The organism is Pseudomonas sp. QS1027, from assembly GCF_002814235.1.
Lineage (GTDB): Bacteria > Pseudomonadota > Gammaproteobacteria > Pseudomonadales > Pseudomonadaceae > Aquipseudomonas.
The window spans coordinates 86,995-99,677 of record NZ_PHSU01000042.1 but is presented as its reverse complement, the minus strand read 5'-3'; the positions used below and the strand labels follow the sequence as shown (position 1 = coordinate 99,677).

12 protein-coding genes are annotated in these 12,683 nt (G+C 61.1%); 2 read left to right on the top strand and 10 right to left on the bottom strand.

Annotated elements, in window-relative coordinates; all coding sequences use genetic code 11:
* Positions 1–46: 46 nt before the first annotated feature.
* The 8 genes from CWE01_RS31735 to CWE01_RS31700 all read right to left on the bottom strand — a co-directional run bounded on the left by CWE01_RS31735 (position 47) and on the right by CWE01_RS31700 (position 9,116).
* Complete coding sequence (locus CWE01_RS31735; protein ID WP_100944499.1) at positions 47–781, bottom strand: amino acid ABC transporter ATP-binding protein; 735 nt, start codon at positions 779–781, stop codon at positions 47–49.
* Complete coding sequence (locus tag CWE01_RS31730; RefSeq protein WP_100944498.1) at positions 778–1,449, bottom strand: amino acid ABC transporter permease; 672 nt, start codon at positions 1,447–1,449, stop codon at positions 778–780. The genes CWE01_RS31735 and CWE01_RS31730 overlap by 4 nt, the downstream gene beginning before the upstream one ends.
* Positions 1,449–2,195, bottom strand: a complete 747-nt coding sequence (locus CWE01_RS31725) for an amino acid ABC transporter permease (protein ID WP_100944497.1) — start codon at positions 2,193–2,195, stop codon at positions 1,449–1,451. Before CWE01_RS31725 ends, CWE01_RS31730 begins: the two co-directional genes overlap by 1 nt.
* Positions 2,196–2,394: 199 nt before the next feature.
* On the bottom strand, positions 2,395–3,309 hold the full coding sequence (locus tag CWE01_RS31720) for a glutamate/aspartate ABC transporter substrate-binding protein (protein ID WP_100944496.1): 915 nt from the start codon (positions 3,307–3,309) through the stop codon (positions 2,395–2,397).
* A 435-nt stretch (positions 3,310–3,744) separates the two neighbouring features.
* On the bottom strand, positions 3,745–5,283 hold the full coding sequence (gene glpD, locus CWE01_RS31715) for a glycerol-3-phosphate dehydrogenase (RefSeq protein ID WP_100944495.1): 1,539 nt from the start codon (positions 5,281–5,283) through the stop codon (positions 3,745–3,747).
* A gap of 337 nt (positions 5,284–5,620) precedes the next feature.
* Positions 5,621–6,376 carry a DeoR/GlpR family transcriptional regulator gene (locus tag CWE01_RS31710; RefSeq protein WP_100944494.1) on the bottom strand — a complete coding sequence of 252 codons (756 nt, stop codon included), beginning with the start codon at positions 6,374–6,376 and terminating at the stop codon, positions 5,621–5,623.
* Between the two features lie 283 nt (positions 6,377–6,659).
* Entirely contained in the window at positions 6,660–8,171 is a 1,512-nt protein-coding gene (glpK, locus tag CWE01_RS31705; protein ID WP_100944493.1) for a glycerol kinase GlpK, read from the bottom strand.
* A 93-nt stretch (positions 8,172–8,264) separates the two neighbouring features.
* Positions 8,265–9,116: an MIP/aquaporin family protein gene (locus CWE01_RS31700; RefSeq protein WP_100944492.1), complete on the bottom strand. Its 852-nt coding sequence runs from the start codon at positions 9,114–9,116 to the stop codon at positions 8,265–8,267.
* Positions 9,117–9,488: 372 nt separating this feature from the next.
* Here CWE01_RS31700 and ybaK point away from each other — a divergent pair, with 372 nt between their 5' ends.
* Positions 9,489–9,959, top strand: a complete 471-nt coding sequence (ybaK, locus tag CWE01_RS31695) for a Cys-tRNA(Pro) deacylase (protein WP_040070355.1) — start codon at positions 9,489–9,491, stop codon at positions 9,957–9,959.
* Between the two features lie 13 nt (positions 9,960–9,972).
* Here the strand turns inward: ybaK and CWE01_RS31690 are convergent, their stop codons facing one another.
* Positions 9,973–11,022, bottom strand: a complete 1,050-nt coding sequence (locus CWE01_RS31690) for an ABC transporter ATP-binding protein (RefSeq protein WP_100944491.1) — start codon at positions 11,020–11,022, stop codon at positions 9,973–9,975.
* Complete coding sequence (gene argF, locus CWE01_RS31685; protein WP_100944563.1) at positions 11,019–11,939, bottom strand: ornithine carbamoyltransferase; 921 nt, start codon at positions 11,937–11,939, stop codon at positions 11,019–11,021. Before argF ends, CWE01_RS31690 begins: the two co-directional genes overlap by 4 nt.
* A 419-nt stretch (positions 11,940–12,358) precedes the next feature.
* On the opposite strand from argF, the gene CWE01_RS31680 reads away from it, so the two are divergent.
* Positions 12,359–12,649 (top strand): hypothetical protein, encoded by a 291-nt coding sequence (locus tag CWE01_RS31680; protein ID WP_100944490.1) that lies wholly within the window; start codon positions 12,359–12,361, stop codon positions 12,647–12,649.
* Positions 12,650–12,683: the final 34 nt, after the last annotated feature.

Genomic DNA, 12,683 nt, shown 5'->3' with positions numbered 1-12,683 from the left:
TGTCCGCTCCCCCACAGCTATGGCGCTGTGTCGGGAGCGGGTCGTTTCAGTGCTGCAGGATTTTCTCGAGGAAGTGCTGCGCACGTTCCGAACGGGCACTGATGTCGCCGAAGAACTCGTCCTTGTTGCAGTCCTCGATGATCTTGCCCTGGTCCATGAAGATCACGCGGCTGGCAACCTTGCGCGCAAAGCCCATTTCGTGGGTCACGCACATCATGGTCATGCCTTCCTGGGCCAGTTGCACCATCACGTCGAGCACTTCGTTGACCATTTCCGGGTCGAGGGCCGAGGTCGGTTCGTCGAACAGCATCACCACCGGGTCCATCGCCAGGGCGCGGGCAATCGCCACACGCTGTTGCTGGCCGCCGGAGAGTTGCCCCGGGTGCTTGTGGGCATGGGCCGACAGACCGACGCGATCCAGCAACTGCAGGCCTTTCCTGGTGGCTTCTTCCTTGCTGCGACCGAGGACCTTGATCTGCGCGATGGTCAGGTTTTCGGTAATGGTCAGGTGCGGAAACAGCTCGAAATGCTGGAACACCATGCCGACCCGCGAGCGCAGCTTCGGCAGGTTGGTCTTCGGGTCGGCGATGGAGGTGCCGTCGACCACGATGTCGCCTTTCTGGAAGGGTTCCAGGGCGTTAACGCACTTGATCAGGGTGGACTTGCCCGAGCCCGAAGGACCGCAGACCACCACCACTTCACCCTTGCTGACCTCGGTGCTGCAATCGGTCAGCACCTGGAAGTCGCCATACCACTTGTTGATGTTCTTGATAGAGATCATACGGCAAACCTTTTTTGCAGACGCTTGACCAGCAGCGAGGCGGCAAAGCTGATTGTGAAGTAGACGAGCCCTGCGAAGATCAGGAATTCATTGGAGCGGCCGATGATATCGCCGCTCGAGCGCGAGGCGTTGAGGAAGTCCACCAGGCCCACGGTGTAGACCAGCGACGTGTCCTGGAACAGGATGATGCTCTGCTGCAACAGCAGTGGGGTCATCTTGCGGAACGCCTGGGGCAGGATGATCAGGCGCATGGTCTGGCCATAGCTCATGCCCAGGGCCTGGGCGGCGCCCATCTGGCCCTTGGCGATCGACTGCACGCCGGCCCGGACGATTTCGCAGAAGTACGCCGCTTCGAACATCATGAAGGCCACGATGCAGGAGGCGAACGCACCGATCGGCGTGTCTTCGCCGGTGATCCAGCGCAGGACGAACGGCACTGCCAGGTAGAACCAGGTGATCACCAGCAGCAGCGGGATCGAGCGGAAGTAGTTGACGTAGGCACCGGCGAGGTTGGCCAGCAGCTTGTTCGAAGACAAGCGCATCAAGGCCAGGAGCGTACCGATGACCAGGCCGCCGACAACGCCCAGCACCATCAGCTGCAGGGTCATCAACATGCCGTTCCAGAGACCCGGAATGGCCGGGACGATACCACTGAAATCGAAGTCCATTATTTACCCCCCACGGAGATCAGGCCGGGCACCGCGACTTTCTTCTCGACCAGGCGCATCAGCAGCATCAGGCTCATGTTCAGGGTGAAGTAGATCAGCGTCGCCAGGGTGAAGGCTTCGAACAGGTTGGCGGAGAACTCGGCGGTCTGCTTGGTCTGCGCGAGCAGTTCCATCAAGCCGATCAGCGAGGCCACGGAGGAGTTCTTGAAGACGTTGAGGAATTCCGAGGTAAGCGGCGGAATGATGATCCGGTAGGCTTGCGGCAGCAGCACGTTCCAGTAGATCTGCGGCAGCTTGAAGCCCATGGCGCGGGCCGCCGATTCCTGGCCGCGGGGCAGCGCCTGGATACCGGTGCGCACTTGTTCGCAGACCCGCGCGGCGGTGAACAGGCCCAGGCAGACGACGACGCTCAGGTAGGCCGAGGTGGTCGGGTTGAGGTCCTGTTTGTACCAGTCCTGCAGGTTTTGCGGCAGCAGATCGGGCACCAGGAAGTACCAGATGAACAGTTGCACCAGCAGTGGCACGTTGCGGAAGATTTCCACGTAGACCGTGGCAATGCCCGATACCACGCGGTTTGGTACGGTGCGCATCACGCCCAGCAGCGAGCCGAGGATCAGTGCAACGATCCAGGCCACCACGGCGATGGCGATGGTCCAGCCCAGCCCGGAGATGAACCAGTCGAGATAGGTCTCGCTGCCCACGCCGGTGGACTTGAAGAACACGCCCCAGTCCCAGTTGTAATTCATTCGGGTCTCCCCTCGGATCAATCAGTGGTCACGCACGTGCTTCCCGGGACTCCGCCCCGCCTGACGTGCTTCGTCAGGCACACACGTACCGCTCGCGGTCCGAGTGTCTTTCCCATCTCAATAGAAGAAGCCAGTACAGCAGGTGTCAACAAACTCCCGGATGCGCGTTCGCGCCACCGGGAGTTCGCTCAGAGGTGCATCAGATCTTTTTGTCCGGTGCTGGCTTGTCGTTCGGATTGGCCAGCAGCGCCTTGAGCTCTTCGCTCATCGGGAAGTTCAGGTTCAGGCCTTTTGGTGGAATCGGCTGGGTGAACCACTTGGCGTAGATCTTGTTGATCTCGCCGGACTTGTAGGTCGCGACGATGGCGTCATCCACGGCTTTCTTGAAGGCCGGGTCGTCCTTGCGGACCATGCAACCATAGATTTCGTAGGACTGAGGGGTACCGGTCACGGCCCAGTCATCCGGCTTCTTGGCCTTGGCCATTTCCCCGGCGAGCAGGGCGTCGTCCATCATGAAGGCCACGGCGCGGCCGCTTTCGAGCATGTTGAAGGCTTCGCCATGGTCCTTGGCGGAGATAACGTTCATGCCCATCTGCTTGTCGGCGTTCATCGCCTTGATGATGCGCTCGGACGTGGTGCCGGCGGTGGTCACGACGTTCTTGCCCTTGAGGTCGGCGAAGTCCTTGTAGGTGGAGTCTTTCTTCGACAGCAGGCGGGTGCCGATTTCGAAGATACCAACCGAGAAGTCCACTTGCTGGCCACGTTCGGCGTTGTTGGTGGTGGAACCACACTCAACGTCGACGGTGCCGTTCTGCACCAGCGGGATACGGGTCTGGGAAGTGACCAGGTTGTACTTGACCTTGAGGTCCGGCAGACCGAGGTCTTTCTTGATGCCGTCGACGATGGCCAACTGGATATCGTGGGAGTAGCCCACTGGCTTGCCGGAAGCATCCGCGATGTAGGAGAACGGAATGGAGCTGTCGCGATGCCCGAGGGTGATGGTGCCGGACTCTTTGATCTTCTTCAGGGTGCCGGTCAGTTCATCGGCGAAAACTGGAGTACTGATCAGAGCAACAGCGATAGCTGCGCCCAGAAGCTGGGGAACGATGCGCATCAGATGATTTCCTCGAGATTGTTTTTCTTATGGAGTCGGTTAGCCGACTCTCGGGTGCTTCGAACCGCTCATACGACCCAAGGGACGGCTTGAGTATTCGGTACCGAGTGTAGAGCACGACTCATGCCAGGCTTGGCGGTGTGGGTTTAGCTATTGATTTTAAAGGGGATTCTGATTGTTTCGAGAGATTTCGGAGCGTCTGGCGTCCGGTTCGCCGAATGGTGGGCGAAGGCTTGTTCGGAAAACCGAATGGGAAAGGGATGTAGGAAGGATGTGGATTTCGAGGCTTTCGGTGATCTTGGACATGTTGAAAAAACTGTAGGAGCCGGCTTGCTGGCGATGGCGCCCGGATGGGCGCTGCAAGGCTCAGGGCCTCATCGCCAGCAAGCCGGCTCCTACAAAGGGAAAGCGTTCAGTCTTGAGACGGGCCTGAAGTCAGGCCGCTTCGATCTTGCCGCGATGCTGCTCGACCTTCTCCAGGTAGTGCTGCAGCTGTTGCTGTTCGGCCGCCGTGGTAAACAGGCCCAGCTTGCTGCGCCGCCACAGGATATCCACCGCCGCGCAAGCCCACTCTTCGCTGCACAGGTAATCGACTTCGCGGGTATAGAGGCCGCCACCCAGGTGTTCGCCCAGGTCGCTGAGGTTCTGCACGCCCTCCAGCAGACGCCAGGTGCGGCTGCCGTAGGTGCTCGCCCAGCGCCGGGCAATCTCGCTCGGAATCCAGTCGAAGCGGGTGCGGATCTCGTGGCTCAGGGCCTGGCGCGTGGTCATGTCTTCGCCACCGGGCAAGGTCGAGGTGGCGGTCCAGCTTGGCTTCATGTTCTTGAAGAACGGCGCCAACTGGGCCAGCGCCGATTCGGCGAGCTTGCGGTAGGTGGTCAGCTTGCCGCCGAACACCGAGAGCAGCGGGGCTTCGGCGTTGCCGCCGGACAGCGCCAGGGTGTAATCGCGAGTCACCGCCGAAGGATTGTCGGACTCGTCGTTGCACAGCGGCCGAACGCCGGAATAGCTGTGCACGATATCGCCGCGGGCCAGCTGCTTCTTGAAGTGCGCATTGACCACCTTGAGCAGGTAGTCGGTTTCAGCTTCGGTGATGCTGACCTTGGCCGGGTCGCCCTGGTATTCGCGGTCGGTGGTGCCGATCAGGGTGAAACGGTCCAGGTACGGAATGGTGAAGACGATGCGCTGGTCCTCGTTCTGCAGGATGTGCGCGTGTTCACCTTCGTACAAGCGGGGCACGATCAGGTGGCTGCCCTGGATCAGGCGGATGCCGTAGGGTGATTCCAGCTTCAGGTCGTCCTTGATGAACTTGGCGACCCAGGGGCCGGCCGCGTTGACCAGGGCCTTGGCCTGGATCGAGAAGCGTGTGCCGTTGCCGCGTTCCATCTCCAGGTGCCACAGGCCGTTGTCGCGGCGGGCGCTGACGCAGCGGGTGCGGGTGTGCACATGGGCGCCGTTTTCCCGCGCCGCCATGGCATTGAGCACCACCAGGCGCGCGTCGTCGACCCAGCAGTCGGAGTATTCGAAACCCTTGGTGATTTCGGCCTTGAGCGCACTGTCGGCGCCGAACTTCAGGCTTTTCGAACCGGCGAGTTTCTCGCGCTTGCCCAGGTGGTCATAAAGGAACAGGCCGGCACGAATCATCCAGGCCGGACGCAGGTGCGGACGGTGCGGCAGGACGAAACGCATCGGCTTGACGATATGCGGGGCCTTGGCGAGCAGGACTTCACGTTCGGCCAGGGCTTCGCGTACCAGACGGAATTCGTAGTGCTCCAGGTAACGCAGGCCACCGTGGATCAGTTTGCTGCTGGCCGAGGAGGTGTGGCTGGCCAGGTCGTCCTTTTCGCAAAGGAACACCGAGAGACCGCGACCGGCTGCGTCCGCGGCAATCCCGACACCATTGATACCACCGCCAATCACGGCGATGTCATACAGCTCGGCAAGGGGTGGGGCAGGCAAGGTGCTGGGGTTCATCGGTGAGCCTCGCAGGGTCTTCTCTATATTTGAATTCGAACATTAATGTTCATTTTCGAAAATAGTAGCGGATAAACGCGCCCACGACCAGTCAACCCTGATTGAAAAAATCCATCAGGATGGGTGGAAAGGAAAATTATCGAACATTGTAGGGCGAGAGCCGCGTAGGCGCTGTGGCGAGCGGGCTTGTCGGAACGCCGCACCGCCGCGCTGGGGCGCGCAGCGGCCCTAAAACCTGCGAGCTCGGTCTTTCAGACAGATCGAGATGACCGATTTTGCGACTGGTTCGCAGCCGAGCGCGGGCAAGCCCGCTCGCCACAGGGGGCAGGCCTGAACCTCAGACCACTTCCAGGCGGATCTTGTGCTGGTGCAGCAACTGGGTCAGCGAGGGCACGGGCGCCTGGTCGGTCACCAGGCAGTCGATCAGGGTGATAGGTCCCAGGCGGACCATGGCATTGCGTCCATACTTGCTGGAATCTGCCGCGAGGATGACCTGACGGGCGTTGGCGATGATGGCCTGGGAAACCCGGACTTCCTGGTAATCGAAATCCAGCAGGCTGCCGTCTTCGTCGATGCCGCTGATGCCCACCAGGGCGAAGTCGACCTTGAACTGGTTGATGAAGTCGACACTCGCCTGGCCCACCACACCACCGTCACGGCGCACGTTGCCGCCGGCCAGTTGGACTTCGAAATCGTCCTTGGCGCTGAGGATCGAAGCCACATGCAGGTTGTTGGTGATGATCTTCAGGTGATTGTGATTGAGCAGCGCCCGGGCGATGGATTCGGTGGTGGTGCCGATATTGATGAACAGCGAGGCGTGGTCGGGAATATGGGCGGCGATGGCCTCGGCGATGCGTTGTTTTTCATCGCGCATCTGGTCGGCGCGCATGGCGTAGGCGGTGTTTTCCACGCTGGAATCGTAGGCCGCGCCACCGTGGTAACGACGGAGCAGATTGGAGTCCGCCAGTTGGTTGATATCGCGGCGGATGGTCTGCGGGGTCACGACAAAAAGCTGGGCCATTTCCTCGATGCTGACATAACCGCGTTCGCGGACCAGTTCGAGGATTTGTTGCTGGCGGGGAGGCAGATTCATTGGGCGTCCTTTGGGCTGCCGTACAAATTCTTCCATCATGCCGCAGGAAGGACCTGTCTGCCACTTGCGGGGCCAATCAATCGTGGATGTGCGGTGGGTGCGTCGTGTGTTGTTGCTATCGAGGTCGCTCTTGTTCCGGCGGCCCGTTGAATGTCGTCCGATCTCGGGAACACCACAACACCTGTAGGAGCAGGGCTTGCCCGCGAAGCTTTTGGCGGCCTCAAGGGCCTCTTCGCTGGCAAGCCAGGCTCCTACAGGAGTGTATTCAACCTAACGATCAACGTCAGGCTTGGTTGCTTTCTTCGTGCGGTTCCCAATCGCGGGTACGGCTCACAGCTTTCTGCCAGCCAGCATAGAGTTTTTCCTTCTCGGCCTCAGGACGCTGCGGCTCGAACTCGCGCTCGATCACCGCCTTGCCCCGCAACTCTTCCAGGCTGCCCCAGAAACCGCACGCCAGGCCGGCCAGGTAGGCCGCGCCGAGTGCCGTGGTTTCGCGCATTTGCGGGCGCTCGACCTGGGTCCCGAGAATGTCGGCCTGGAACTGCATCAGGAAGTTGTTGGCCACCGCGCCGCCGTCCACGCGCAGGGCCTTGAGGCGTTCGCCCGAGTCCTGTTGCATGGCGTCCAGCACGTCGCGGGTCTGGTAGGCGATCGATTCCAGGGCGGCACGAATGATGTGATCCACCTTCACCCCGCGGGTCAGGCCGAACAGCGCGCCACGGGCATAGGGGTCCCAGTACGGAGCGCCCAGACCGGTGAAGGCCGGTACCAGGTACACGCCGTTGCTGTCCTTGACCTTGCTGGCGAAGTACTCGGTGTCGAAGGCGTCGTTGATCAGCTTGAGTTCGTCACGCAGCCACTGGATGGTCGAGCCACCGTTGAACACCGCGCCTTCCAGGGCATACGCCACTTCGCCGCGTGGGCCGCAGGCGATGGTGGTGAGCATGCCGTGCTTGGAACGAACGGCCTTGGTGCCGGTGTTCATCAGCAGGAAGCAGCCGGTGCCGTAGGTGTTTTTCGCCTGGCCTGGCTCCACGCACATCTGGCCGAACAGGGCGGCCTGCTGGTCGCCGGCGATACCGCCGATGGCGATGCCGCTCTTGGTGTGGCCATAGATTTCCGAGGACGACTTCACTTCCGGGAGCATTTCACGGGGAATGTCGAGGATCTCGAGCATCTTCGAATCCCACTCCAGGGAGTGGATGTTGAAGAGCATGGTGCGCGAGGCGTTGGTGTAGTCGGTGACGTGGGTCTTGCCGCCGGTAAATTTCCAGATCAGCCAGCTGTCGATGGTGCCGAACAGCAACTCGCCGTTGCGTGCGCGATCGCGGCTGCCTTCGACGTTGTCGAGGATCCATTTCAGCTTGGTGCCGGAGAAGTACGGGTCGGTGACCAGGCCGGTGGTTTCGCGGATGTACTCTTCGTGACCGTCGCGCTTGAGCTGCTGGCAGATCTCGGTGCTGCGGCGGCACTGCCAGACGATGGCGTTGTAGATCGGACGGCCGCTGACCTTGTCCCAGACCACGGTGGTTTCACGCTGGTTGGTGATGCCGATGGCGGCGACCTGGTCGTGGTGCAGGCCGGCTTGCGCCAGGGCTTCGACCATCACCGCGCTCTGGGTGGCGAAGATTTCCATCGGGTCGTGTTCGACCCAGCCGGCTTGTGGATAGTGTTGCTGGAATTCGCGCTGGGCGGTGCCGACCACGTTGGCGTCGCGATCGAAGATGATCGCCCGCGAGCTGGTCGTACCCTGATCGAGGGCAATGATGTAGTTCTTATTCTGAGTGTCGGTCATTTTCGATTGCCTTGATGAATAGAGGGAAAAAGTGCCGGGATGAGTGCCCTCAGGGAGAAGGGCGCTCACAGGGAGTGGCATCTTGCGGGTGTTTCAGGAAGCCTGGACCTTTTTGGCAGCGATCGCGGGCTCTTCCTGTAGTGCGGGTTGGGCGCTGGGCAGATGGCGGGCAATCATCCCGCGGTACGCCGCGGCGCCGAGGGAGGCACCGATAATCGGTGCAAAGATCGGAATCAGGAAATACGGAATGTCGCGCCCGCCGGTGAAGGCGATGTCACCCCAACCGAAGAGGAAGGTCATCAGCTTGGGCCCGAAATCCCGCGCAGGATTCATCGCAAAACCGGTCAATGGACCCATCGCGCTGCCGATCACGGCGATCAGCAGGCCGATCAGCAGGGGGGCCAGCGCGCCTTTGGGCAGGCCGTTGTTGTCGTCGGTCAGGGACATGATCACGCCCATCAGGATCGCGGTGATCACCACTTCCACGAGGAACGCCTGGGCGGTGCTCAGGGCCGGGTTGGGGTAGGTGGAAAACACCGACGCCAGCTCCAGGCTGGCCTGGGAGCCGCGGATCATATGGTGGGTTTGTTCGAAATCGAAGAACAGGTTGCTGTAGAGCGTGTAAACCAACGCGGCGGCACAGAAGGCCCCGGCGATCTGGGCGAGGATATAGAACGGCAGTTTGCGTTTGTCGAAATCGGCGAACAGGCACAGCGCAATGCTCACGGCCGGGTTCAGGTGAGCGCCGGAAACGCCAGCGGTCAGGTAGATCGCCATGCTCACGCCCATGCCCCAGATGATGCTGATTTCCCACAGACCAAAGGTGGCACCCGCGACCTTGAGCGCGGCAACGCAGCCGGTGCCGAAAAAGATCAACAGCGCGGTGCCGAGGAATTCGGCGATGCATTGGCCCGAGAGCGATGGTTGTTTCAAAGCGGTACTCATTGGACACCTCGATTTTTGTTGTTGTTAGACGTCCGTCCCAATGACGGACGTGGACTTTCACCGATGCTCAGGAATCCCCATCTCTGATTTCGGCTTACCGCTCGTTGCTGCTGAGTGTAGGACTGTAATCTTCAGTTTCGAAAAAATATAGACAAGAAACGCTGATGTCAAAGGTCGAAAATGAACGATAGTCCACTTTTTGGGGAATGACTGCGTAAATGAGGATGATTTGTATGTAGGACTCAGGTGTTTTTTACGTATTTATTGGCTATGGTCAGCCTGGGAAAAGCGTGATGCTTGGCCTGTCATAGAGCCTTTTCGTTGTGAATAGCCTAAAATCCACGCCTGTCTTTCGAGCCGCCTGGACCTGCCATGACCCCCGCATTGGACCTGCTGAAAAAAGTTCGTGCCGAACATCGCGTGCACAGTTATGAACACGATCCGAAAGCGGCTTCCTATGGCCTGGAGGCCGCGGAAAAACTGGGATTGGCTCCGGCGCAGGTGTTCAAGACACTGCTCGCCAGCACGGAAAAGGCCGAATTGCTGGTGGCGGTGGTGCCGGTCGTCGGAAGTCTGGACCTGAAGGCGTTGGCCCAGGCGGCGGGGGTCAAGAAGGTCGAGATGGCGGATCCGGCGGCGGCCCAGCGGGCCACCGGTTATCTGCTCGGCGGCATCAGCCCGCTCGGGCAGAAGAAGCGCCTGCGGACTTTTATCGATCAGAGCGCGCAGCCCTTCGCGAGTATTTTCGTCAGTGCCGGCCGTCGGGGTCTGGAAGTGGAATTGGCGCCAGCGGTGCTGGCCGAGCATACCCAGGCGAAGTTCGCCGATATCGGCCGCGCCTGATCCCGCTCACGGTCTACGCGGCGGGCTGGAACAGCACCAGGTGCTCGGCCGCCACGCGAATACCGACCTGGATCCCTGGCAGGTGATCGACGTGACTGGGGAAAATCGATTCCAGCTGGCTGCCCGTTGGCAGTTGCAGGCGATACAGGGTCGAGGCGCCAAGGAAAGTCTTGCCGATGACCGTTGCCTTCAGTGCGCTGTCCGGGGCATGGACGATGTCATCCGGCCGCAGCAGCACATCCACTGCGCCGCCGAGGGGCCAGGCGTAGGCCCGGTTGCCACGCAGCACGCCGAGTTCGGTTTGTACTGACTCGGGGCTGCTCAGTTGCCCACGAATGAAGTAGCCCTGGCCGACAAAACTCGCGACGAAAGGCGTCTGCGGTTGGTGATAGAGGTTGTAGGGCGTATCCCACTGTTCCAGGCGGCCCTCCTTGAACACACCGACCTGGTCGCTGACGGCGAAGGCCTCTTCCTGATCATGGGTCACCAGGATCGCGCTGGTGCCGCGTTGCTTGAGGATGTCCCGGACTTCCTGGCTGAGCTTGCGCCGCAGCTCGACGTCGAGGTTGGAAAACGGTTCGTCGAGCAGCAGCAATTGCGGCTCCGGCGCCAGGGCGCGGGCCAGGGCCACCCGTTGCTGCTGGCCACCGGAGAGTTCATGGGGATAGCGCTTGCCCAGCCCCTTGAGGTTGACCAGCTCGAGCATTTCTTCGGTGATACGGGCCTTGCGCGGGTGCAGGCGAATACCGAAGGCGATGTTGTCGGCGACGCTCAGGTGCGGAAACAGCGCGTAGTCCTGGAACACCATGCCGATCCGGCGTTTCTCCGGCGCGAGGGTGAAACCGGCGCGGGAGATGACTTCGCCCGCCAGCTGGATTTCGCCTTCGTGCACCGGCTCGAAACCGGCAATGGCTCGCAGGGTGGTGGTCTTGCCGCACCCGGACGCGCCGAGCAGGCAACCGATGTCCCCGCTGTTGAGATGCAGGTTGAGGTTCTGCACAACCCGTTGCGCTTGATAGCCGCAGGCCAGGTCATGCAGGTTCAACAGCAACGAATGACTCATGCAGGGCGATACGCCGGCGCGACCAGGAATTCGAGCAGGGCCTTTTGCGCATGCAGGCGGTTTTCGGCCTGGTCCCAGGCAACCGAGCGCGGGTCGTCGAGCAGGTCGAGGCTGATTTCCTCGCCACGGTGGGCTGGCAGGCAGTGCAGGAACAGCACGTCGGGCGCGGCCAGGTCGAGCAGTTCGCGGGTGACTTGCAGGGGCGCGAACAGGGCCAGGCGCTTGGCGGTTTCTTCTTCCTGGCCCATGGAGGTCCAGACATCGGTGCTCACCAGGTGCGCGCCGCTGACCGCTGCACGCGGATCGCGGACCAGCTGGACCCGCTCGCCGGCCTGGGCCAGCAGCGCCGGGCTGGGGTCATAACCCTCGGGGCAACTGACCCGCAACTGGAAGTCGAACTGGATGGCCGCCTCGATATAGCTGTTGCACATGTTGTTGCCGTCGCCGATCCAGGTCACGGTCTTGCCCTGAATCGAGCCGCGGTGTTCGAGGAACGTCTGCATGTCCGCGAGCAACTGGCAGGGATGCAGGTCATCGGACAGGCCGTTGATCACCGGTACCCGGGAGTTGGCGGCGAACTCGGTCAGGGTGCTGTGCTTGAAGGTACGGAGCATGACCGCGTCGAGCATGCTCGACAGGACGATGGCGCTGTCGCCGATAGGCTCGCCCCGGCCCAGTTGGGTGTCGCGCGGCGAGAGGAAAATCGCCTGGCCGCCCAGCTGGATCATGCCGGCTTCGAAGGACACGCGGGTGCGCGTCGAGGATTTCTCGAAGATCATCCCGAGAATCCGGCCCTTGAGTGGCTCGAAGAGTACGCCGCGGTTACGCAGGTCCTTCAGCTCGATGCCTCGACGAATCACGCTGACCAGCTCTTCGGGCGTGCAATCCATCAGGGAGAGAAAGTGCCTTGCGCTCATCATTAACTACCTTTTTGCAACAGACCGCAGATACTCAAAGCCGGGTTTTACGGAAAAACGGGCGAGACCTGCGGCGTAAGCCGCACGGGGCGACGAAATAGGGGAAGACGCGATCGTATAAGAAAATGTCGCGTGTTACCAATAGGAGGCTTAGATTCAGGGTGGTTGGGGTTCGCATCGTCTCGATGAACGTGACCTTTTCCCGGCCTGATACACGCCTGCCCACTGGCGACAGCGGGTCTTTGTACACTGTGCCCCGAACCCTTGGCAATCGGGGGCGGCGGGCGCAGGCGGCCCCTGGTCGCTTTCTGACTGCCCAGGCGAAGTATTGGCGTGCAAGATGGCACTCGTGGAAACATTTCCTAAACTAATCTGCTAGGTTGTAAAATGTGTCACCGTGGACACAGGGAGGCTTTGGAATGGAATCGAAAGAGCAACAGTTGATGGAATTGCTGAAGCTGACGGCACAGGCACTGACTCATATGACCGCCTCCGTGACCTCGATGTCGTTCGAGTTGTTGCGTAGCGAAGATGAAGTGACCCGGGCGGCCGGCCGCCGGATGATTGATCGGATGGCGACTATCAGTTCCGGTCTCGACGAGCATTGGCGCCTGATCGGCGAGCTGACCGGGGTCCATATGAGCCAGGAGCAGCTTGAGACGATTCAGGAGATCCAGTTGCAACCCGCCCCCAGGCTGCCCCTGGCCTGACTTCCAGGCCGCCATCGGCAGGCCTGATGCCCCC